This window comes from Lysinibacillus sp. FW301-JW8, from assembly GCF_058788755.1.
Window position 1 is genome coordinate 22,702 of sequence record NZ_JBYTBB010000046.1, and the last position, 23,046, is coordinate 45,747.

General features: G+C 37.3%; 23 protein-coding genes and 1 pseudogene. 8 read left to right on the top strand and 16 right to left on the bottom strand.

Going from position 1 to position 23,046, the window contains the following annotated elements; genetic code table 11:
- Window positions 1-11 precede the first annotated feature (11 nt).
- Together pheS and AC3WOM_RS17695 are read right to left on the bottom strand one after the other, a co-directional pair.
- Window positions 12-1,049 carry a phenylalanine--tRNA ligase subunit alpha gene (gene pheS / locus AC3WOM_RS17690; RefSeq protein WP_427548181.1) on the bottom strand — a complete coding sequence of 346 codons (1,038 nt, stop codon included), beginning with the start codon at window positions 1,047-1,049 and terminating at the stop codon, window positions 12-14.
- Window positions 1,050-1,675: 626 nt separating this feature from the next.
- Window positions 1,676-2,440, bottom strand: coding sequence for a TrmH family RNA methyltransferase (locus AC3WOM_RS17695; RefSeq protein ID WP_492447790.1), 765 nt, complete (start codon window positions 2,438-2,440; stop codon window positions 1,676-1,678).
- A 189-nt stretch (window positions 2,441-2,629) separates the two neighbouring features.
- Here AC3WOM_RS17695 and AC3WOM_RS17700 point away from each other — a divergent pair, with 189 nt between their 5' ends.
- Complete coding sequence (locus AC3WOM_RS17700; RefSeq protein ID WP_427548185.1) at window positions 2,630-3,022, top strand: (deoxy)nucleoside triphosphate pyrophosphohydrolase; 393 nt, start codon at window positions 2,630-2,632, stop codon at window positions 3,020-3,022.
- Window positions 3,023-3,069: 47 nt separating this feature from the next.
- Here AC3WOM_RS17700 and AC3WOM_RS17705 read toward each other — a convergent pair.
- Together AC3WOM_RS17705 and AC3WOM_RS17710 are read right to left on the bottom strand one after the other, a co-directional pair.
- Window positions 3,070-3,333: pseudogene (locus tag AC3WOM_RS17705) on the bottom strand (GGDEF domain-containing protein); the annotation flags it as partial.
- Window positions 3,334-3,474: 141 nt separating this feature from the next.
- A complete protein-coding gene (locus tag AC3WOM_RS17710; RefSeq protein WP_492447791.1) occupies window positions 3,475-4,824 on the bottom strand; it encodes an FAD-binding oxidoreductase in 1,350 nt (449 codons plus the stop codon).
- Between the two features lie 222 nt (window positions 4,825-5,046).
- Between AC3WOM_RS17710 and AC3WOM_RS17715 the strand changes: the two genes are divergently transcribed.
- From AC3WOM_RS17715 to AC3WOM_RS17725, 3 genes are all read left to right on the top strand, one after another.
- On the top strand, window positions 5,047-6,462 hold the full coding sequence (locus AC3WOM_RS17715; RefSeq protein ID WP_492447792.1) for a LysM peptidoglycan-binding domain-containing protein: 1,416 nt from the start codon (window positions 5,047-5,049) through the stop codon (window positions 6,460-6,462).
- A gap of 380 nt (window positions 6,463-6,842) precedes the next feature.
- Window positions 6,843-7,004 carry a YfhD family protein gene (locus AC3WOM_RS17720; RefSeq protein WP_427548195.1) on the top strand — a complete coding sequence of 54 codons (162 nt, stop codon included), beginning with the start codon at window positions 6,843-6,845 and terminating at the stop codon, window positions 7,002-7,004.
- 12 nt (window positions 7,005-7,016) lie between these two features.
- The gene (locus AC3WOM_RS17725) at window positions 7,017-7,208 is read left to right on the top strand and encodes a small, acid-soluble spore protein, H family (protein WP_492447793.1); all 192 of its coding nucleotides are present in this window, start codon (window positions 7,017-7,019) and stop codon (window positions 7,206-7,208) included.
- Window positions 7,209-7,804: 596 nt separating this feature from the next.
- Here the strand turns inward: AC3WOM_RS17725 and AC3WOM_RS17730 are convergent.
- Both AC3WOM_RS17730 and AC3WOM_RS17735 read right to left on the bottom strand, forming a co-directional pair.
- Window positions 7,805-9,913, bottom strand: coding sequence for a bifunctional diguanylate cyclase/phosphodiesterase (locus tag AC3WOM_RS17730; protein ID WP_492447807.1), 2,109 nt, complete (start codon window positions 9,911-9,913; stop codon window positions 7,805-7,807).
- Between the two features lie 253 nt (window positions 9,914-10,166).
- A complete protein-coding gene (locus tag AC3WOM_RS17735) occupies window positions 10,167-10,682 on the bottom strand; it encodes an RNA polymerase sigma factor (RefSeq protein ID WP_492447794.1) in 516 nt (171 codons plus the stop codon).
- A gap of 235 nt (window positions 10,683-10,917) precedes the next feature.
- On the opposite strand from AC3WOM_RS17735, the gene sspI reads away from it, so the two are divergent.
- Together sspI and AC3WOM_RS17745 are read left to right on the top strand one after the other, a co-directional pair.
- A complete protein-coding gene (gene sspI / locus AC3WOM_RS17740; protein WP_427548201.1) occupies window positions 10,918-11,127 on the top strand; it encodes a small acid-soluble spore protein SspI in 210 nt (69 codons plus the stop codon).
- Between the two features lie 266 nt (window positions 11,128-11,393).
- Window positions 11,394-12,773: an FAD-binding oxidoreductase gene (locus AC3WOM_RS17745; protein ID WP_492447795.1), complete on the top strand. Its 1,380-nt coding sequence runs from the start codon at window positions 11,394-11,396 to the stop codon at window positions 12,771-12,773.
- Between the two features lie 48 nt (window positions 12,774-12,821).
- Here AC3WOM_RS17745 and AC3WOM_RS17750 read toward each other — a convergent pair whose 3' ends face one another.
- From AC3WOM_RS17750 to AC3WOM_RS17770, 5 genes are read right to left on the bottom strand one after another with little or no spacing between them, the layout of a single operon-like run.
- Window positions 12,822-13,643, bottom strand: coding sequence for an ABC transporter ATP-binding protein (locus AC3WOM_RS17750; RefSeq protein WP_427548205.1), 822 nt, complete (start codon window positions 13,641-13,643; stop codon window positions 12,822-12,824).
- The gene (locus tag AC3WOM_RS17755) at window positions 13,640-14,641 is read right to left on the bottom strand and encodes a FecCD family ABC transporter permease (protein ID WP_492447796.1); all 1,002 of its coding nucleotides are present in this window, start codon (window positions 14,639-14,641) and stop codon (window positions 13,640-13,642) included. The genes AC3WOM_RS17750 and AC3WOM_RS17755 overlap by 4 nt, the downstream gene beginning before the upstream one ends.
- A 13-nt stretch (window positions 14,642-14,654) precedes the next feature.
- Window positions 14,655-15,797, bottom strand: coding sequence for an ABC transporter substrate-binding protein (locus AC3WOM_RS17760; RefSeq protein WP_492447797.1), 1,143 nt, complete (start codon window positions 15,795-15,797; stop codon window positions 14,655-14,657).
- The gene (locus AC3WOM_RS17765) at window positions 15,797-16,396 is read right to left on the bottom strand and encodes a hypothetical protein (protein ID WP_492447798.1); all 600 of its coding nucleotides are present in this window, start codon (window positions 16,394-16,396) and stop codon (window positions 15,797-15,799) included. Before AC3WOM_RS17765 ends, AC3WOM_RS17760 begins: the two co-directional genes overlap by 1 nt.
- A complete protein-coding gene (locus tag AC3WOM_RS17770) occupies window positions 16,393-17,025 on the bottom strand; it encodes a hypothetical protein (protein ID WP_492447799.1) in 633 nt (210 codons plus the stop codon). Before AC3WOM_RS17770 ends, AC3WOM_RS17765 begins: the two co-directional genes overlap by 4 nt.
- Before the next feature lie 228 nt (window positions 17,026-17,253).
- Between AC3WOM_RS17770 and AC3WOM_RS17775 the strand changes: the two genes are divergently transcribed.
- A complete protein-coding gene (locus AC3WOM_RS17775; protein WP_492447800.1) occupies window positions 17,254-17,889 on the top strand; it encodes a hypothetical protein in 636 nt (211 codons plus the stop codon).
- A complete protein-coding gene (locus AC3WOM_RS17780) occupies window positions 17,886-18,506 on the top strand; it encodes a hypothetical protein (RefSeq protein ID WP_427548217.1) in 621 nt (206 codons plus the stop codon). Before AC3WOM_RS17775 ends, AC3WOM_RS17780 begins: the two co-directional genes overlap by 4 nt.
- A gap of 231 nt (window positions 18,507-18,737) precedes the next feature.
- Here the strand turns inward: AC3WOM_RS17780 and AC3WOM_RS17785 are convergent, their stop codons facing one another.
- The 5 genes from AC3WOM_RS17785 to AC3WOM_RS17805 are packed head-to-tail and all read right to left on the bottom strand — an operon-like array spanning window position 18,738 to window position 22,673.
- Window positions 18,738-19,250: a GNAT family N-acetyltransferase gene (locus AC3WOM_RS17785; RefSeq protein ID WP_492447802.1), complete on the bottom strand. Its 513-nt coding sequence runs from the start codon at window positions 19,248-19,250 to the stop codon at window positions 18,738-18,740.
- Between the two features lie 45 nt (window positions 19,251-19,295).
- Window positions 19,296-20,003: an amino acid ABC transporter permease gene (locus AC3WOM_RS17790; RefSeq protein ID WP_492447803.1), complete on the bottom strand. Its 708-nt coding sequence runs from the start codon at window positions 20,001-20,003 to the stop codon at window positions 19,296-19,298.
- Between the two features lie 16 nt (window positions 20,004-20,019).
- Window positions 20,020-20,718 (bottom strand): amino acid ABC transporter permease, encoded by a 699-nt coding sequence (locus AC3WOM_RS17795; RefSeq protein WP_492447804.1) that lies wholly within the window; start codon window positions 20,716-20,718, stop codon window positions 20,020-20,022.
- 25 nt (window positions 20,719-20,743) lie between these two features.
- On the bottom strand, window positions 20,744-21,568 hold the full coding sequence (locus AC3WOM_RS17800) for a transporter substrate-binding domain-containing protein (RefSeq protein ID WP_492447805.1): 825 nt from the start codon (window positions 21,566-21,568) through the stop codon (window positions 20,744-20,746).
- A gap of 46 nt (window positions 21,569-21,614) precedes the next feature.
- On the bottom strand, window positions 21,615-22,673 hold the full coding sequence (locus AC3WOM_RS17805) for an LLM class flavin-dependent oxidoreductase (RefSeq protein ID WP_492447806.1): 1,059 nt from the start codon (window positions 22,671-22,673) through the stop codon (window positions 21,615-21,617).
- Window positions 22,674-23,046: the final 373 nt, after the last annotated feature.

Consider the following 23,046-nt stretch of genomic DNA (forward strand, 5'->3'; position numbering starts at 1 on the left):
TTTAATCCCCCTTACGCCTCTGTTCGCTCGAATTGTGATAAGAAACGTGTGTCACTTGTATAGAAATGACGAATATCGTCGACACCGTATTTCAACATTGCGATACGTTCTGCACCGATACCGAATGCAAAGCCTGAAACTTTTTTCGGATCATAGCCAGACATTTCAAGTACTCTTGGATGTACCATACCTGCTCCTAAAATTTCAATCCAGCCTGTGCCTTTACAAATGTTACAGCCTGAACCACCACATTTGAAGCAAGAAATATCCATTTCAACAGACGGCTCTGTGAATGGGAAAAAGCTCGGACGTAATCGAATTTCGCGATCAGCACCAAACATTTTCTTCGCTAGAGAATCTAAAGTACCTTTAAGATCACTCATACGAATATTTTCGCCAATAACTAGCCCTTCAATTTGCATAAATTGGTGAGAGTGTGTAGCATCATCGTTGTCACGACGGAATACTTTCCCTGGGCAAATAATGCGAATCGATTCACCTTTTTTTGCCTCCATAGTGCGGGCTTGCACAGGTGATGTCTGTGTACGTAGTAATATTTCCTCGGAAATATAGAATGAATCCTGCATGTCACGGGCAGGGTGTCCTTTTGGTAAGTTTAGTGCTTCAAAGTTATAGTAATCCTTCTCCACTTCAGGACCTTCTGCAATTTCATAGCCCATTCCGATAAATAAATCTTCAATTTCTTCAATAACACGTGTCAAAGGATGGCGATTTCCTACTTTAATTTCTCGACCTGGTAAAGTGACATCAATCGACTCACTTGCTAATTTTTCAGCAATAGCTGCTTCCTCTAGCACAGTTGCCTTTTCTTCTAAAACTGCTGTTACCTTTTCACGAACTGTATTTACTAAGGCACCCATTTTAGGGCGTTCCTCTGCTGATAATTTCCCCATCCCTTTTAATAAATCTGTGATAGGTCCTTTTTTTCCTAGATAGGCTACACGCACATCATTTAATTCTTTTAAATTTGCTGCTGCTTCAATTTTAGCAAGTGCTTCTTGCTCTAACTGCTTTAATTGCTCTTCCATGTGTAAATCCTCCTTGTTCAAATCAATTTCGCCTTGGTGTCATTGCAGCTATCACTATAGGTAAACAATGCGTCTAGATTTTGATTGTTCCCAAGCTTGTAACTGATGTTTCACTTCCACTACAAAATAAATGTCAGCTTTTTGATGGCATAAAAAAACTCGCCCCTAAAAAAGGGACGAGGACATATTCGCGGTACCACCCTAGTTATTGCAGGGCAAACGCCAAGCAATCACTTCATTGACATAACGACTAGATTAAAGCCGGCATACCTTTACAGCATTTTGCTGGTCCCGGTAGCTGCTCGCAGGATGAATTCAAAATTGCATTGGTTCGGCGCTGGCTCTCAATCTCTGGCCCTCGCTCCCTGTCGTCCATTCACAATCTTTACTACTTCCCGGTCAAAGCATTTTCATATTCAAGTTTACAATTTAAAAGTGATTATACAATACTATACTAATGCAAATCAAGGGGCATCTCCCCATTATTGCGGATATTAATGATTCGAAAGTAGTCATAACCCTTTTTATGACAATGCATCCGTCGATTTAAGGAATCTAACCCTCACTTCTGTTGTTCTATCCATCTGTTCGATAGTTCTATCAGCTACTTTGACACTTCTATCCGTTTATTTAACAAAACCATATAATACAATTCCTGTTGCCACCGCTACATTTAATGATTCTGCCTGTCCAAAAATAGGAATCATAATATTTTGATCGGTCATAGCAAGCAATTGCGGATGGATACCACTGCCTTCATTGCCCATAATGATGGCAAAAGCACCAGTATGCTGAATATCGCTATAGACAACCGCATCTTCATCTAAAGCCGTTCCAAATACAGGTACACCATTTTCCTGAAGATGCTCTATCCAGTCCTCCAAATCGCCACGAAGCACTGGAATATGAAAATGTGAGCCCTGTGCAGAACGAAGTGTTTTAGGATTATATATATCCGCACTGCCTTTGCCTAGTATAACTGCATCCAAGCCCGCAGCATCAGCCGTACGAATCATTGTTCCGATATTTCCAGGATCTTGTACAGCATCAATCAATAATACCTTTCGCCACGAAGCCATTACATCTTCCACTATTAAAGGTTGCTTACAAACTGCAAATACACCCTGAGAGGTCTCCGTTTCAGCAAATTCCTTCGCAACAGTTACAGTCACTTCAATGATGGCAATATCGTCAATCGGCCAAAGCATTGGTAAATCTACACCTTCACACACGATGAGTTGCATTACCTGCTCCTTATTTTTTAATGCTTCCTCTACTAAATGGAATCCTTCTATGATAAATTCTCCAGATCGTTCACGCTCTTTACGTGTCGTCGCTAGCTTCTTCCAGTATTTCACTAATGCATTTTGCGTAGATTCAATTCTTTTCATCGTACCTCGTACCGCCTTTTTCCTATTTACTGATTATTATTATACAGTAGAAAATAACAATTTACATAGTCGTGGAAAAACTGTTTAAGTGAAGATAGCTTTTATTTTTTAGTAACAAAAGTATAAAGCTACATGTTATAATCTACAGTATTTCATATACTGACTATAAAAAACTTTAGGATGAATAAAATGAAAAAACATATACACGTAGTGGGCGCAATTATTGAAAATGACAAGGATGAAATTTTTTGTGCATTACGAAATCCTCAAATGGTACTCGCTAACTATTGGGAATTTCCTGGTGGTAAAATAGAAGCAGGGGAATCATCAAAACAGGCATTAGCTCGTGAAATATTAGAGGAATTTAATTGTTCTATAGAGGTGAACGACAAAGTAGAGGATACCACTTATGAATATCGGGAATTCACTGTGCGATTAGAGACATATAAAGCTACTATAATTAGCGGAGAACCACTTGCTTTAGAACATACTGAAATCAGATGGGTAGCTCGACACCAGCTTTTAGAATTAAATTTTGCTCCAGCAGACGTCCCATCAATAAAAAAATTGCTGGCAGAATAACAACAAAAAGATGGCAATTAAGTAATTTTCTTAATCGCCATCTTTTTTCATTGTTTAAAAAAATCCCCATTTGTTAAATCCATACTATGTGTTATGCGATTTCGACCATTTTCCTTAGAAGCATATAAAGCCTTGTCAGCTCTTTGTAAAATAGTAGTCTCATTATCCGTTTTGTGAACTGTGGCTATACCGACGCTCACTGTGATTCGGCCAGTTTGCCACTCTGCTTGCTCTACAGCTTGCCGCAATTGTTCTGCAATAGCTTTTGCCTCGTCTTGATTAGTTTCAGGTAAAATAACAACAAATTCCTCCCCACCATAACGTGGCGGATGTCACGGATTTTGAAGAGGAATTTTTCGAGGCGAGCTCGAAAAAAATCCGGACGCATTGTTTATCTGTAGCGAAAGCAAAGCGGCAGCTACAATTATGCTGGGGCGTAATTGATTCACTACCTAAAGCCATTTTCGATTAGGCGGGATACTTTGAGGAAAATGAAACACATTCAAAGGATCGTATTTCGTCTTTATCTCTCTTAATCTACGTATATTACGACCATAATAGGCAGTCAACCAATCTTTAATATAGTGATCAGGGAAATTGACATAATCCCCAGTAGTGTATGGAGACAAAGCCTGTCTGACATTTTCTACCCACCTTATGTTTTTCTCTTCTTCTTTAGATTTTTTCCAAGAAGTATTGTACTCCTGTGCCATTAAAGCATTTCTATAATAATAGGCAGTACGATTGGGTGCAACTTGACCTACAGCACCTCCTAAAGATTGCTGCCATATAGTTGTATTTCTATTTGGTGGTTTAGCTAAGAATTCTTTCATTTGTGCAATGGCGGCATGTGGAAATGGTCTTTCAATAAAAGAACCAGATCTTTTACGAAAGGCTGGCTGGTTACCACTTGGTATATCAAAAAATTCTACAGCCTTTAAATATGGGATCTCCTTTATCCATATATTAATGGGTGTTCCTGTTTTCCTTAAAGGACGTAGTAATTTCTTTAACTCCGAAGCAGAACCGACAAACTCTCCTTGCGCAACAATTTCACCTATCTCCTTTGATTTAAGCTCAATCTGGGACGTCAAGCGTTCATCTGTATATGGTGCCCATTTTTGCCATGTGTCAAAGGCACGTTCAAAATCCTCCCAACCCCACGTAATGGAAAAAATAGCAACATCACTAATTGGATGTAGTTTAAAGGTAAGTGCAGTTACGATACCAAAATTGCCACCACCACCTCCACAGCAAGCCCACAATAAATCACTGTTTTTCTGCCTGTTTGCTTGAATAATTGTTGCTCCTTCATGATCACTTGCACCCACCATCTCAATGTCAATCAAATTGTCACAAGTTAACCCAAATGGACGAGATAGCATCCCAATACCTCCTCCAAGTGTTAAGCCCACGACACCCACACTGCTTTCTGTTCCGGCCGGGATTGTCACACCCTGTTCCCCTAATATACGATACACGCTTCCAAGATTTGCTCCTGCTTCAATTTTAACTGTCATCTCCTGAAGATTGAGATGAATGCCATTCATGTCACTAATATCAATAACAAGACCTTTATTTAATAATGAATAATTTTCATAGCTATGCCTGCCACTTCTTATTCGAAATGGTTCATTATTTTCCCTTGCCCAGCTTAATGCATTTATTACGTCTTTTGTATTTTGACAAAACACAATGATGCTCGGATATTTGGAATTATTTAAGTTATTATTAGTTCTTGCCTGATCATATCCCGGATCATCAGGGGTAACGATTCTTCCAGTGAGCTTTACTTTCTTCAAAAGGCAGCCCCTTTCTCAAATAATCAATGCATATGCTTTATCCTATGCAAATCACTTGGAAAGAATATGAACTATAAAATATTTTATAAGGTAATTGGGTTATGAAGAGACTCAAGTAGCTTCATTGAATCCACAGAAAAGAGCTAAGGCTTTTTCAGAAAAATACTCATTCTCTTCCTTTATACATATGATGCAATATGAAAACTACTTTGGAGGTGTCCAATGATTATACATGTGGTAAGTGCAGGTGAAACACTGTGGCAAATAGCAAACCACTATTCCGTACCTATTCAGGAGATTATTCAATTAAATGGATTATCTAATCCAGACCAATTAGTAATCGGACAATCACTCGTTATTCCCTCTCCCTATACAACTCATACAGTCAAAAAAGGAGAAACTTTATGGTCGATTGCACAACAATATAACGTATCGATTCAATCTATTGTCTCTGTCAATCATTTAACCAATCCTGATTTATTAACGCCTGGCACTCAGTTAGTAATTCCACCTATTATTCATATCGTACAACCTGGAGAGACATTATCCCAAATAGCTCATCAATATGGTACGACTGTTCAAGCCATTACCGTTGAAAATGGCATTTCAAATCCAAATCTGATTTATGTAGGTACACACTTAATAATCCCAAGAGCAAAGCCTTTAATTGAGGTAAACGCCTATACGTATGAAAAACCAGAAGAAGCTGTTCAATCTATAAACGCCATCGGTCATCTTCTTACTTATTTCAGTCCTTTTGCTTATATGATAAAGGAGGATGGAACTTTAGAGCCGCTCAATGATCAAGAAATGATCGCAGCTGCCAATGCTAAAAACATTACACCTATGCTAACACTTACAAACTTTTCTTCTACTCAAGCCGGCTCCAACCTATCACATGTTATTTTATCCAGCGTAGCATTAAGTGAAAAGGTTATTACGAATACTCTGCAAGTAATGCAGGAGAAGGGCTATAAAGTTTTAAATATTGATTTTGAAAACGTTCTTCCTGCAGATCGAGAAAATTATACTGCCTTTCTTCAACTAGCTGTTGACCGTCTTCATCCTAAAGGTTATTTAGTATCTACGGCACTTGCACCAAAAACAAGTGCAACACAGGCAGGAACATTGTATGAGGCACATGATTATGAAGCACATGGAAAAATTGCAGATTTTGTAGTATTGATGACTTATGAATGGGGGTATCGACTTGGCCCGCCACAAGCAATATCTCCCATTAATGAAATGAGGAAAGTTGTGGAATATGCATTATCTGTTATGCCTGCTGAAAAAATACTTTTAGGCTTTGAGCTTTATGCTCGTGATTGGCTTTTACCGCATGTGAAAGGGCAAGAAGCAGAAACCTTCAGTCCTCAAGAGGCTGTGAATCGGGCAATAAAATATGGCGCAACCATTCAATATGACCGAGTTGCACAATCACCGTATTTTCGCTATGTTGATGAACATGGGAAACAACATGAAGTTTGGTTTGAAGATGCTCGAAGTGCACAAGCTAAATTTGATATGGTGCGACAATATAATCTCAGAGGGATTAGCTATTGGGCATTAGGTTTTCCTTTCCCACAAAATTGGGTACTATTAAATAATGATTTTTCCATAAAAAAGCTCTCACTATAAAGACTTTCTTTTAGAACTCTAAATGAGTAAAAATGATTACTTATATTTCCATTCTGCTAGAAGGAGCTTGTAGCCGCGGCGCGAAACTCCAGCAGGAACAACACAAGACGTAAGATGCAACAAACCGCGCGGAGCGAGGGTTGCGGCTTACGCTGTGCCTGCGGAAAGCGAGTGCCAGAGCGGAAAGCTCCTATCACATTAATAGAATGGAAGAAATTGTTTTGAACATTGTAAGTTAGAATCTGTTTTCTTTAAGGTTACCTATTTTCCCAAAATAATTCGTAGCTGTTTAACATTTTTACGTTCCCTAAATTTCCCCTTGATAAAAATTCGATGCAAAAGCCATATTAAGAAATATCAAAACGAAAGGAGAAACTAACATGGGAAGAGACAATAAACAAGGGAAAAGCGCCAATAAAGGAGCTTTGCCTCAAACGCCAAAAAACCAAAAAATAGCGCCCAATAAAGTGAGTGAAGAGTTTTCTAAAGAATTTATGGAAATTATTCATTCGGTTACTAAAGAGGGTAAGTCAAAAAAATAAGGGGGACTTCAAGTGGATCTTAAACGTGCACAAGAAATAGTCGCCTCACCATTAGAATATGAAGTCAGTTATAATGGCGTATCTATCTGGATTGATAAGCTTCATGACGATGGGAAAACAGCAACTGTCCATTTACGGCGTTCTTTAGAGGAGCGATCTGAGGTGGATATAGGAGAATTAAAGGAAGAGTACCTTATGCATTAATAAATTAAACCCCAGCATAATTGTAGCTGCCGCTTTGCTTTCGCTACAGATAAACAATGCGTTCGGATTTTTTCGAGCTCATTCGAAAAGCTCCTTCTCAAAATCCGTGACATTTTGCGGGGGCTTTGGGCCAACGTGATGTTGGTCACTCAGTCATGTGTTGCTGTCGCTTCGCTTTCGCACAGATAAATTGCCACAGGACGTGGCGTTCTTAGTCTGAGTTCCTCTATTTCAGTGGGTGTTCAAACACCCGCTGAATAGAAAAAAAAATCCGCTATGAATGTGCATTACAATAACACTTTAGCGGATTTTTACCAATAAAATTTTAAAAATACCAAAATAGGAATAACACTAAAATCCACGAAATAACTGTTGAGACTAGCATCAGATTTTTACTATCACTGGCAAATCTCCGTAAAAATAATCCTACTGTTACTGTAATTATTATCATTAGAATTCCTATGAAAATAAATGGAATATTCGGAAAAGAAATACTCATTGTAGATAAAATCAAAGCTTTTAAAGACACGTACAAAAAAGTTGTACTAAATATTATATAGCCTAGTGCTAATATAATTTTCTTCATATTCTTTACCTCAAATAATGTAATCTTCTACATATGTAAATTGTGTTAAAATATCAAAGGCATGTCTGTGTAAATCTTTAAAGTTATTAGAGATTTGTTCAGCTGAAATCGGTTTACTGAATAAGTAACCCTGAATATAATCACAATCTCCTTCAATAAGGAAAGCAAGCTGCTCGGCTTCCTCAATTCCCTCTGCAACAACCTTCAGTCGCAAATGCTTCGCCATCGATAAAATCATGGACACAAGTGCTTCATCATTTGGATTATGCTGAATATTTCGAACAAATGCTCGGTCAATCTTTAAGCAATCAATAGGAAAATCCTTTAAATAGGAAAGTGAAGAATAGCCAGTTCCAAAATCATCCACAGCAATTTGAATACCCAACGCCTTTAATTCATACAGTAGCTGTGTCATTTGATCAATATTCATCGTCATACTTTCCGTGATTTCTAATTGTAAATACTTCGGTTCTAAACGTGTACGCTGCAAAATTTCCTGTACCATCTGCACTAAATCCTGCTGGAACAATTGTCCAAGTGAAAGATTTACTGCTACCTTCATAGGTGGTAATCCTTGCTCCTCCCAAGCCTTAGCTTGAGCACAAGCTGTTTCTAAAATCCATTTTCCCAATGGAATGATAAGCCCTGATTCCTCAGCAATTGATATAAACTGATCTGGAGCCATAAACCCACGTGTTGGATGACGCCAGCGTACAAGTGCTTCCACAGATTCAATTTTTCCTGTTTTTAAATTTACCTGCGGCTGAAAATCCAAATAAAATTCCTGATTAACCAGTGCCTTATGTAACTCTTGTTCAATAAGAATACGATCAGCAACTCCGTTTGACATATAAGGTTTATAAAACAGACATCTTTGAGGTAGATGACTAGCCTCTCTCATTGCTAATTGTGCATGCATTAAAAGTTCTTCACCTGTACAATCTTCTTCATGCAGGGCAATGCCTATATTAAGATTACCATTAAGTGAAAATAGCTGTACTTGTAAGGGCTTTTTCATTACATTTCTTAAATTTAAACAGAATTGTAATAGCTCTTCTCTTGTTTTAACATGATTAATATAAATAATAAACTGACCTTCATTAAGTTTTGTTGCAAAATAATGAGGAGGTAATATCGCTTGTATCCTTTCAGCAACAAGTTTCATCATCTTATTGGAATAGCTGATCCCTATTGATGCACGAATAGCTGCTAATCGATCAATTTCGATGGCAATAATTGCCTTTTGATAGTTATTTTCATGCAAACTTTCCTTTAAGGTTTTCAATAATAAATGCTCATTTGGAAGCTGTGTAATATCATCATGATAGGCTTGAAAATGAAGCTCTTGCTGTGAATGCTCCAAATCCTGTTTGATTTTCAAAAGCTGCTGGTAAGGTTTTTCTACAGTTGTATAATAAATGGCCTTTAAGAAAAAATAGAATGCAAAAAATTGATAAATCAGTGCTGAAAATCCCCAAATAGATTGCCAATCCTTACTGATGACAAAGAAAATATCACTAAAAATTAAATAGATGGCAGCACTAATAAGCCACATTACACGCTTTGGTATCTTTTTAAAATATTTACTTAGAATAACTATTGTGACAATCTGAAAAACAGCAGACATTAAATGAACAAAATCATTTATTTTATTCAACTGATTTTCAAACAATAATTGCCTTGAAGATAAATACACTAGAAAAAGGCTGAATAATACCAACAATACGGAACTTCCATATGTATAATAACGATAACTCATCGCTATATTTTGTTTTGGCTTTACAATAATAAATAAAAAGCCAATTGCCAAGCATAAACGCATTATGATATGTATACTTATTACCGCATACTGTGAATGAACGGAATAGTTTTGATGAATAACTAAACCTGCTAATTCCAATAATGCAGTGATAAAAAACAAATTACCTATGTATAATGTTTGATTTGATGGTAGATGTGAAAAAACAAGCCAAGATTGAATGGCAATTGCCATAGTAAAAACAATAATGAGTATTTTTATAACTAAATTCAAATAAAGATAACTATCTTCCTTAAAAATACCATAGACCTGATTACTAAAACCTAATAGGGGTATTACTAGCAATAACGGCAAAACTATATACCAAAACTCCTTCTTTTCAATTTCTAAATGCTTAAACCAATTTTCCAATCCAAACCCTCCATACTAAATATATATCAATAAATTATATAGGTAAATTTATCTACCTATTTAAAAAATCAATTTAAAAATTGTATATTTTTTTGACTTCTTACAAATCATAGCATTTTTATTGGAAGTTGTATGCAAGTATTGAAAGTATGCTAATATTCATTTTATTTAGATATTAGCATACTTTTGCTATTTTATCCCTTTATTTTACTATAGTGGACCTCAGATTACGTAGTTTTGTCATGATTCTAGTGCGTCTTTTTTTAACAGTTGATACTGATAAATGTAATGCTTGTGCGATCTCCGCATAATTATAACCGTCTATATAAAAAAGCAATAATATAGCTCTTTCTTCCTCCTTTAATTCAGCCAATAAAGTTTCTAAATCCGCAGGGCTTCTTTGATTTATTTCAAAACCTCGAACATAATTTATTGTTTCATCATCCATAGGTACATGAAGCTCTTCGAATGTCATTTCTTTTTTCAGCTCCTTCAACAGCTCTCCCTTAACCGTTGTATAAATATAAGCCGAAAATATTCCTTTCAATGGATCTGCTTTACACCAAGCCTCCCATACCGCTATCGAAGCAATGTGGCGGTAATATTCATAATCTTTATAGATATGGAGCTTTAAAAAGATTGACGTTATCATTGGCTGGACTTTTTCCAATACCTCTTCAAATGGCTGTTCAGATGATAGCTTATTACAATGTGGCATCCTATTTTCCTAACGACTATGCACAGTCCTTTATTCCTAGGTGCCTCTATCTTACTTATTATATTATGCAGGAGGCGAATACCTCTTTTATTGATATGATTAGAAATTTTGTATAAATCTCTACCGATATTTGTTGAGAATTCTTATAGAATAATAAAAAATCGTATGTTTTATCTGTCATTCTATACATATTTCTTCAAAGGCTGGACAAATTATCACTAAGGAGGCGAAATAGATGAATTTTCAAATAAGAGATGCGATTACGACAAACGTACATGGTCAAACAGCGGCTGAATTTAAAGATATTGTTGAAGATGCGATCAGTCGTGGTGAAGAGCATTTACTACCAGGGCTTGGTGTATTTTTTGAAAAGTGGTGGCAGCAATCTAGTACAGCTGAGCAGGACGCATTTGTACAAAAGCTAGAAAAAGCATTTGCTCACTGATTTCTGTAAACCGTTCAGATAGTGCGGTTTAGGTGACCAAACACTTACTGTAATACAGGGGTTAGACATCTATATTTTTTGGAGACTTGCCCATAGTCCCCTGCAAAGAATTCAAAATCCTGACGCATTGGTTATCTATCTGTACGACAGTAGCAAATGTTTTCTGCAGCTACAACTACGCCAAAGCAAAATTGCTAAACATTTCATTCCATTTCCAAGAAATGCATGATAAAGTTTTACTTATCAGAAAATTTGGAGGGATTGGAATGACTGTTGCTGTAGATTTAATCATCAATCAACTAAAAAAGGTTTTATTAGAAGAACAAGTGTCAACAAACGAAACGGTGCGACAGCTTCATGGAAAGGACGAGTCTCATCATGCAATGAGCTTACCAGATATCGTTGTCTTTCCCCGTTCCACAGCAGATGTCAGTGCCATCTTGAAAATCGCGCATGCAGAACGTGTACCAGTCGTACCTTTCGGTGTTGGCTCAAGCTTAGAAGGAAATGCAATTCCCATTGCCAATGGTATTTCTATCGATTTCTCTGAAATGAATGCTATTTTAGATATTCGGCCAGACGACCTGTTGGTAAAAGTACAACCTGGTGTAACTCGAGATCAATTGAATAAAGAATTAAAAAAACACGGACTCCAATTTACAGTCGATCCTGGCGCTGATGCAACATTAGGTGGTATGGCTGCTACCAATGCCAGTGGGACAACCGCAGTGCGCTATGGGGTTATGCGAGATCAAGTTCGTGACTTAGAGGTTGTGCTAGCGGATGGCTCTGTTATTCACACTGGGAGCCTTGCTGCTAAATCATCTTCTGGTTATCATTTAAATAGCCTATTTGTTGGCTCAGAGGGTACACTTGGCTGCTTTACAGAATTAACATTGAAGATCTTTGGAATTCCTGAATTTATAACTGCAGGGCGTGCAGTTTTTGCAACAGTTGGCGATGCTGTTAGTGCAGTAACTGCATTATTGCAGGTCGGAATTTCAATTGGCCGTGTTGAGCTGGTCGATGAAGCCTCTATTAAACAGGCAAATATTTATAATGAAACATCTTATGAAGAAAAACCTACATTATTTTTAGAATTCCACGGCAATGAAGCTGGTATGCATGCTGACATAGAATTCGCAACAGAAATTTTCCAGGATTTCGATTGTCTTTCAGTTGAATTCGAGCATGATACAGCAGCACGTAATAAGCTCTGGCAGGCACGCCATTCCTTAGCCTATGCATATATCCATGCCTATCCTGGGAAAAAGCTTATGTCGACTGATGTATGTGTACCAATTTCAAAATTAGCTGAAACCATTTTATATGCACGGGTGCAACTTGAAGAGGTTGGACTAGCAGGTGGCATTGTTGGTCATGTCGGAGATGGTAACTTTCATGCACTGCTAATGCTAGATCCAAATGATTCTGCTGAACGTGCACAAGCAGATCGCTTTAATGAGCATATTGTCCAATATGCCTTACTGCGTGGTGGAACATGTACGGGTGAGCATGGGGTGGGAATTGGCAAAATGAAATACCAATCGACAGAGCATGGTACATCCCTCTTGGTGATGAAAAGCATAAAGGCAGCACTTGATCCCCATAATATTATGAACCCAGGGAAAATTTTCACTATGTAATCTTGCAAAAAACACGATCTCGTCATTAAGACGGGATCGTGTTTTTTATTAAAGATTACCACGCTCTGTACCTAATGCACGAGGTATCATCGTCTCAACAAGGTAATCTTCCTCTTCAACTATTATTTTTTTTAATTCAATTCCAAAGTATTCCTTCATCCTGACTTCTGTCATGACTTCCTGTACATTTCCATAGACGACCCCTTTTTCTTTCGCCGTCATTAACACTCGATCCGCTAGATAAAATGCATGGTTAGGGTAATGGGTATTGATTATACAAGAAATCCCCCGCTCCCTGGCTAATCGTTTAATGGTTTGTAAAATAATCATTTGTTTTTGAATATCCAAATGAGATTCTGGTTCATCTAAAATCAAAACCTCTGGCTCGGAAACAAGCGTTCTTGCAATTAAGGCTAATTGTAGCTCACCGCCACTGATTTCATTACATGATTTTTTAGCAAGATGTACTATACCTATCGTCTCTAATGCCTGATGAGCAGCTTCCAAATCTTTAGCAGTCGGCTGTGCAAGTGTACTAATATAAGGTGCTCTACCCATGATAACAAGCTCTTCTACAGAAAAACCAAAGACCATTTTATGGGCTTGAGGTACATAGCCAATACGCTTCCAAAGTTCTTTACGATTGAATGATTCTAGTGGATGACCATCTATTAAAGTTTTCCCCTTCTTCCATTCAAGAAGTCCTGTAATGCACTTTAATAGTGTTGTTTTCCCTGCCCCATTGGGACCTAAGATTGCCATTATTTCACCGGGCTCCAAGGAAAAATGGATATCTTGCGCATATAAATTCGGTAATTTTTTTCGTCGTTTTTCGTAATGAAAATTGCCGCCTTCCACTACAATTTTCATGCCCAGCCACCTCCTGAACGGCGTAATAAATAAGCGAAAAATGGGGCGCCAATAATGGCTGTTAGAATAGACAGTGGTATTTCCGTTGCTGTTAATGAGCGCGCTAAATCATCGATGATTAATAAATAAATACTGCCGATTGCGACGGATACTGGTAATACATATTGATTGTTATTCCCTACAAGCATACGCGCCACATGTGGAATAATTAAGCCTACCCAACCGACAATTCCTGCAACTGCTACAGATGCTGCTGTAATTAAAGTTGCCCCAAGAATCACTAACCATTTTAACCGTGTCACTGGCACACCCATTGATTTTGCCTCATCTTCAGGCAATGTTAAAATGTTCAAACGCCAACGTAATAAGTACAACACTAAAATTCCTATTAATATTAATGGTCCTCCAATAAATAAATCCTTATAGGTTGCCGTGCCAAGACTACCCATTAGCCAATAAGTAATCGCAGGCAGTTTTTCCTCTGGATCAGCCACAAATTTTGTTAATGAAATTAACGCATTAAACAGGGCTGACGTCACCACACCAGCCAGCACAAACATAAAAATAGGCGCATTCTTCTTAGCACCAGCAATTAAATAAGTAAAACCAATAGCCCCTAACCCAAAGATTAATGCCAATACTTGAGCCGTAAAGTTTTGTCCAAATAATAATATGCCTAGAGATGCGCCAAATCCTGCACCAGCAGAAACTCCCAGTATATCTGGTGATACAAGTGGATTTCCAAACATCCCCTGGAAGCCTGCACCAGCTATAGATAAACCACCGCCAATTAATAACGCTAGCAAAATTCGTGGTAAACGAATGTTCAATACGACTGTTTCCTCCATCTGCGTCCATGTCTGTTCTACAGGGAGTACTTGAGAGGTCAAAATTTTAATAATATGCTCAAGGCTAACTTCAAATCGTCCAACACCTAGAGAAACGATTGCTACCATAAATGGCAGTAACCATAAAAGTGCTATTTTCCATTTCTTCATGACTGCATCATCCTTAATACTTCGCTGCGTCTGAAGAGGGGTTTAATATAGAATGAATTTCATCATCAGAAATATCAAATTCGTAGAAATCCTTGTAATAAGTCTTAATCTCATCTTCTATTTTAAAATCAAATAATGTTGGATGATTTTTTTGTGCCAACCACTTTAGCATTAATGGTGCATCACCACTTGGTGGGAACCAGCGATAAATACCTAAAGGAATTTTATACACTTTACCCTCTTGAACTGCTTTGATCTGACTCCAATCCTGCCCATTGACCTTATTTTTAAGCAGATCTTCGGGCTGTGTTTCAGTAAAGTTCGTGATATAAATAATATCTGGATTCCATGCGTAAATTTGCTCCATATTCACTTCTTTTTTTCCTTGTACATCATTTTCAGCAACATCTATAGCACCTGTTGCATTAAGCCATTGATTACCAAAAAAGTTTTTGCCACCCACAGTTATTGATTTATCATTATGCATAAACAACATCATAGCACGTGGCTTGTCCTGAACAGCTACGTCTTTTAATTTCGCATCAAGCTCAGACTGAACCTTTTTGCCCTCATCTAGGAAGCGATCCGCACGCTCAGTTGTTCCTGTCATTTGACTCGTTAACGTTAGCCAACTATTAAATGTTGCCAATGGCTCCGCAGCAGCTGCATCAATCGCTTTTACAGCCACAACAGGAATACCAGCTTCAGTAATTTTATTAATGGAATCCTCATTAGTAGAAATTTCAACATATAGTTGAGGGTTTATTTTCATTAGCTCTTCAACATTAACTTCCCCATTTTGCACGAAAGAGGTTTCTGCCTTTAATACATCTGGTGAGATTTTAGCTAAAATTGAATTTTTTGCAGCATTATATGAGTTAGGGTGCATACCAACAATTTCTTTTGTTGAATTTGTAGCAACATACCATGTAGAGAAATAAGGTAATATACCGCCTGTCACAACTCGCTCGATATTACCTGGTACAGTTACTTCTCGTCCAAGCTGATCCGTTACAACCTTTTCTTCTGCAGTAGTTTGTACCTCTGATTTTGAAGATTCAGTAGCTGATTTAGATACTGATGCTTCATCCTGATTGCCACAAGCCACTAGCATAGCTGTTAATGCTAAAGTTGCCAAATAACCATATTTTTTCATTATTTTTCTTCCTCTCTTAACCATTTTGCAATCCCATGTAAAAAGGGCTTAGACTGATCGATAAAGCCTAATCCAATATGGAACATTGGATCAAGCGTTGTCACTACCAACTCACCAGTAAAACTTACGTTGTCAATATAAAATAGAGAGCGACCACCTGGTATATCTAATAATGACTTTGCTCCCTTTGGCGGCAAAAATGATCCATGATAATGCCATTTCATATCCCGTAGCGTGACATATTTAAATAAAGGATGTGTCGTATTTTGCTCATTCATTGGAAGATCACCGCCATCACGTACCCACCAGCTAAAATTAACCTCCGATTCCTCCCAATCGATTGAAGGGAACCAATGATCTAAAATCTCACCAAAAATAATAATCCTCTTCCCAGATTCTAAAAATGTAATTAGCTGTGACTGATAACGCTTCAAATGTGGAAGATCTAAGCGGCACGATAAAATCAAAGTGTCATAATCCGCTAGATTATACCGATGTAATTCACGAATATGTAAAATATCATCATATAAATAATGAAATTCCTGCTCTGCAAAAAAGCGTTTTTGAAAAGGTAATCCATTTGTCACAATCCCAATCATTGTGTATTCACCCCATTTAATTGATTGCGCTCATACTCTTCTCGGATACATGACAGCATGTGTAAACTTAACTGACGAGAGGAATTTTCTTCGTCTATAAAAACACGATAAATATCCGTTCCCGCTCCTGCAAAAATTGTGCCATTTGTTGAATCACGATCAACATAAATAATGGTTGCACCGCTTTGATCTGTCACAAGCACCTCAGCATGTAATGGAATTTTTTCAAAATATCCTCGTGAGAAAAAACCTCTAACTCCTTTTCGGTAGTTAATATCATATGCATTTATTCCTGCAAACAAAGGATGAAAAGGCTCTTTAATGATAATTTCACGGTCCTTTAGTGGAATCGGTGATCGTTTCCATTCTGGCACACCAACTAGCCATGGTAATGAAGTCTCCGTGAGAGAAAAAATAACGCCACCTTGATATAAATATTGATCCAGAATAGGTTTGTGTTCTAACAAAAATTGCTCCTCTACTAGATTTGTAATAATTAATCCTGCATAGGCACGTAAATCTGTATAGGGTAAATCATATAAATATAAAAATGTTAATCCGCGCCGTCTATCCTCGTCCGTCAATCTTGAAAATTGAATATCAATACCTACATAAGCTATTGGCTTCAAAAAGCATTCACCTTTCTTTCTATATTTTGATAATGATTATCATTTGCATTTAAATACCTACTACAGTATATTGATAATGATTTTCAATGTCAATTATAATTTATTTAATTCCTTTTATTTACAGGGTTTTTACGTCAAATTAATGACATATGCATCTTTTATAATGCACATAAAACATTTTTCTAATATCATTTAACATTGAACTATTATAAACAAGGAGGAATGACTATGAATGCCTTAATGACCATATTAAAGTTAGATCCTGGACATGCTTTTGGAGTAAATGGTCGCATGCAAAAAGATACTGGAAGTGAAGCAAAAACTATTGATCAATATGATTTTGTGCAAGAAGATTTAGAAAAAGTGGATGTTCTCATGATTCCTAATTTCATCGATCAAGAATTTTTATACAGCCACCGGGAGAAGATTACTAACTTTTTAGCACAAAGTAAAATCGTGGTATATTGCGGACATTTATTTCGTGAATGGCTGCCTGGTTGTGGACTATTCATGCCTCAGCTGATTCAAAATTATAAAGACTATGAGGTATTTCCAACCGCAAATTCAGCCATCTTCAATGGAGTAACAACCGAAGATATGACGTTTAAACAAGGTGTAGCAGGCTTTTTTGCTCGTGGCTATCATTACCCACCTGAAAATACAGAAATACTACTTACGTTTGCAAATGGTAAACCTGTTACATACGTTGATCGAGCTACAACAAAGGGCACTATTCTAGTTCATGCAGGGCGAGATTTATTAGGATACTCTAATGAAAATAAATCAACCGACTGCATTCGCCCTCAATTTATTGCATGGCTGGAAGAAGAAGTACAAACTTTAAAGGAGCCCTCACAACTATGAGAAAAATCGGTGTTATCTATAGTGGTAATGAATCCCATTATCGTACATTCCATGAACCAAAATTTAATCAATATATAGAGCGAATCATTTATCATCCACATTTTCTTGAAACAGAAATAGATGATCTGGACGTATTAATTGTTCCCTCGCAATTAAATAACAGACTTCTACTTAACAGTGTGGAGAAAATCCATTCGTTTGCAGAGAGAGGTGGTATTGTCGTAGCATTTGGACCACAGCCATGGAATTGGCTACCGGAACAGCAGTGGGAGGAAAGGCCAACCAATTTCTGGTGGTGGCTTGATAAGGGTGCTTCTAGCGGTTTAGTGTTACAAAAACCATCCCATCCAATGTTTACAGACTATTTAACATTGGCTGATTGCACTTGGCATCAACATGGCGTATTTTGGCCTCCTAAGAATGCAGATATTTTAATAACAACAGAGGATGGCGGTGCTGTACTTTACATGGATTCTGTTTCTACTAACGGGACATGGATTATTACAACACTAGATCCTGATTTCCATTTCGGCTCTTATTTTATGCCTGCCACTGAACGATTTTTTGAGAGATTTTTCCCTTATTTAGCCTATGGAAAACTAAAGGTAGAAGCTTAAATGAAAAATGCCATAGGGAAAGAAACTAACTTGGTTCCTTTCCCTATGACTATGTGCAAAACGTGTATGTAAGGTGATGAGCAACTCCTTGAGAGCCATGAATTGCCTTGATAAATGAAGTGGCACAGCAGTATTTAACACTCTAGGGGGAATCAGAGCACCGCTGTGCCAATCAATAATCTTTTAATTGGATATTTGAACTGAAAGCTACTAAATATACTTTACTCTATTTTACAAATCATAACGGAAGCCTTTTACCAGCTTATCTCCCTTGCGAAAATCCTTAGATTCATCACGTACAAAGCCTAATGATAAGTAAAGATTGATGGCAACCTGCATGATATCGCCCGAATGTAAATATAAAGCTTGATCCTGACGAGCACGTGCGAAGGCAAAGCTTTCATGTAATAATTTTTTCGCAATGCCTAATCCCCTTCCCTTAGGATGTACGCCAAGTAAACGTACAATGGTAGAATGTATAGTAAGCTCTGGCAAACCATAAGCCTTTTCAGAATCCGTAAATAGCTGAAGCCCTCCTAAAATCTCATCCCCCTGCTTTGCCACTAAAATTGTTTCTGCATCAGGGTTGCCTACGGATGCACGAATAGCACTTAAATATGAAGCCCAATCCTCTGGATTATTATATTCTTTCTCATATTGTGAATAGCTCTCTACAAGAACCTCTAAATAACGTGCATAATCTTTCACTTTTAACTGTTCAATCACTATTTCCACTACTGTCATTGTATATTCCCCTTTCTTTACAGACCATAATTTACAAGTATTTCGTCAAATGCCTCCCTTATTATAGGCAGTCACTCTTTTTTCAAGACGATGGGCAAGCCATTCAACGATGGCTGAAACGAACCAATAGATAAGACCGACAGCAATAAATGCCTCCAAAAATTTTAAATTTATAGAGGCTACAATATTTGCTACACCTGTTAATTCTTTCACTGAAAGAAAAAAAGCTAGCGATGTGGCATGTAAAAAGCCTATAAAAATATTCGTAAAATTAGGAATTGATTTACTAAATGCCTGAGGTAATATATACCGTCGCATTGCCTGCGAAAATGTTAAACCAACTGCATAAGCTGCCTCTAACTGCCCCTTAGGTACACTTAAAATCCCTGATCGAATTATTTCGGAGGCATAGGCACCTGCACTCAATGTCAATGCAAGTAAAATAAATAATAATATAGGGATAGAGCTTGATTGGACATTTAGTTTTAATGCTTTCGCAAGAACATCCACTATGATAGGTACCCCAAAATAAACGAGCATTATGTGCATAATAATGGGTGTTCCTCTAAAGAAAGATACATAAAAGTTTAACAACGGTGCGAAAATTTTAGTTTGCTGGATTCGAACAAAGGCAACAATGACACCGATGAGAATACCCAATAAGACTGGTGTAATTGTCATAAACAAGGTTAACGGCAATACCTTACTAATTTCTTTAAAAGCTTCGAAAATAAATGCAAAATCTATGGTCATAACTCTTACCTCCTAGCTAGACAGCTTCCTTTGGCATATAGCGATTAAGATAGCGCTCATTACTCTTTAGTACCTTTTCTAGCAGCATCACAATGACATAATAGACGATAGATAGTGCCAAATAAATTTCAAGCGCTCTTGTGGTAGAGGCAATAAGCGTCTCTCCCCTCCCGACCATATCCATGACACCAATTGAAAATGCGAGAGATGTGTCTTTTAAGGAGCTAATTATCGTGTTTGCAATATTGGGAAAGGCAACACGGAGGGCCTGAGGGAGGATTATCCGCACAAAGGCCTGTGTACCATTTAAGCCTACTGAATATGCAGCCTCTATTTGCCCTCGATCCACTGTTAAAATCGAGGCTCTAAAGATTTCTGCAAATGCAGCAGCATTACTTAACGTGTAGGTAATAATGACAAAATACATGGCATCCATTCTTGTTACATCAATATGCACAATCTTTAATAAAGCTGGTATGCCATAAAACACTAAAAATAATTGTACTAATATCGGTGTGCCACGAATAAACGAAATATAGATGGTTATTATTTGCCTCAAAACATTGATATGAAGCAGCTTTGGTATAGCTATACCTATACCAAGCAGCATGCCAAAAAGAATAGAAAACACTAAAATTTCAAGTGTTACTGGTAAATATTGAAGTAATATTGGAAGTACTTTTGCTATAAGCGCGAAGTCAAAGTCATTTGCCATACTTCCTTCATCCTCTCTGATTTATTTAAAAGTCCACCGTATAATCATCACCTAACCACTTTTTACTTAGCTCACTAATAACACCATCTTCCTTTAATTCACGAATAGCATCATCAAGGCGCTGCTGTAGGGTAACCTCATCTTTATTTAATAAAAAATACACCTTTGAATTTAATAATGCGTCTCCCACTACCTTTTGCTGTGCTTCATTGTTTTCGTTATAATACTTCACAGCAAATGGTGTTGTTATAATTGCATCCACACGACCTGTCGCAAGTTGATTATTTACATCTACTGAGCCTGATGAATAGACGATATTAGCACCTAAATCGTGCTCCTTATTGTATTTCTCAATAAAGACTGCTGAATTACTAGTTGGGGAAACACTCACATTTTTTCCTTTTAAATCATCAATAGATTGAACATCTTTATTTTTTGCATTAACGGTTACCTTTAATGGAAATACATTATAGGGCTCTTTATTAAATAGAAACTTCTCCTCGCGCTCACTATTGACTTCCATTTGATGCGCAACAAAATCAATTTTTCTTGTTTCCAAGCTTAGTAATAAATTGGAGAATTCCATTGTCTTAAATTCAAACTCGTATTCTGGCAGCTTCTTATCAATAGCACGAACAAGCTCCACATCATAACCAGTTAAATTTCCCTTGTCATCTAAGAAGCAGATATTTGGAAATTGTGTACCTGTACCAACAATAATTTTTTTAACTTCCTTTCCACTCTGTGCCGTATCATTTTTACTTGTATCTCCCTCAAGCTTTTCAGTACCTGCACAAGCTGTTAGAACCAACGTTAACAATAGCAAACTTAAAAATGTTATTTTTTTCATAATATCCCTCGCTTTTATCAATGTAAACTTAGTTGAATAGTATTATTTATTGCAGTGTGAATGCTTCGTTTTTGTCCCAAATCGTGCTTGGAAGCTCTTTTTTGAGTACAGGCATGATTTCTGTTGCAAAACGCTCTAATTGTTCACTTTGCTCAGACAATTCAAGCCCTTCTACACTCAGCATCTGGACTTGATGCTTAAATGCATGATGATACTTGATGACTTTTTCAATAATTGCATCTGGACTACCAACTAATGCGGAGCCACGCTCAATATGATCCTCTAAATTTTTAAATGGCGAATTATTCACCTTTGAGGCTTCAGTGCTCATAAAGCCTTCATAATAAGGTCGATACCTTTCAATCGCTTCTTCATTTGTATTAGCAATGTATAAACCTCTCGCTCCTGCACCTACAATAGCCTGCTGTGAATCAAAGCCATAATGCTCTAAACGTCTGCGATAATGATCTATAAGGTCTTGATATTTTTCTAATTCATGGAAGGTATTGGAGGAAAAAATAGGATCTCCATTTTTTGCTGCTAGTTCTGTTGATAGCTCACTTGAAGCACTCCCATGCCAAATCTGTATTTGTTGCTGAAAAGGTCGAGGCTCAGTCGTTACATGATCAATTTTTGAACGAAACTTACCTTGCCAGCTTACATTCTCTTCATTCCATAAGCGTTTTAAAAGCTCATATTTTTCAGCTAAGGCTGCCCATTGATCCTCATCTTTGACATCAAATAATGGATAATGTCTAGGATCATTACCTTTGCCAATAATGACTTCTAATCGTCCTTGTGATAAATGATCCAGCGTTGCATAATCCTCAGCAACTCGTATAGGATCAAGAACACTCAGCACAGTTACTGTTGTTAACAGTCGAATTTTAGAGGTTTTCATTGCTAGTGCACTTAATAACACAGTAGGAGAAGAGGATAAAAATGGTGCACCATGTCTTTCTCCTACTCCGTATCCATCAAACCCTAAATTTTCAGCAAGCACAGCCTGCTCAATCAAATTTGTAAAAACCTCCTGTGTTGTTAATACACGCCCAGTTTTTATATTTGGTAGATTATTAATCAAATTACCAACAATAAATTTCATAGTTCCTCTCCTTATGGGTAAAAGTGCGCCAACCACCTGAGCCCATCGCAGGAAACCAGCCTAACGAAATGGCGAAAATTAAGATTAGTAAAATTCTCGACCAAAATATAGACTTGAATATCCCAAATAGGCCAACTAAACATACGATATAATTAATAATTGTTTTGCGATGAACCCAGCTAAGTGTAATACCTACAATTACTGCAATAAGTAAACTTGCAACTGTTAGAACAACAGTTGCAAGTCATGTTGTTGAAATACTATTATGTCAATGAAATCAAGGTGACAAATTAAATAGTATAGCCCTTTTTCAAAACGAGGGGTTGATCTCCGTTCCGACTGAGTGCTTTCCTGGGGGCGTCCGATGAGCCGC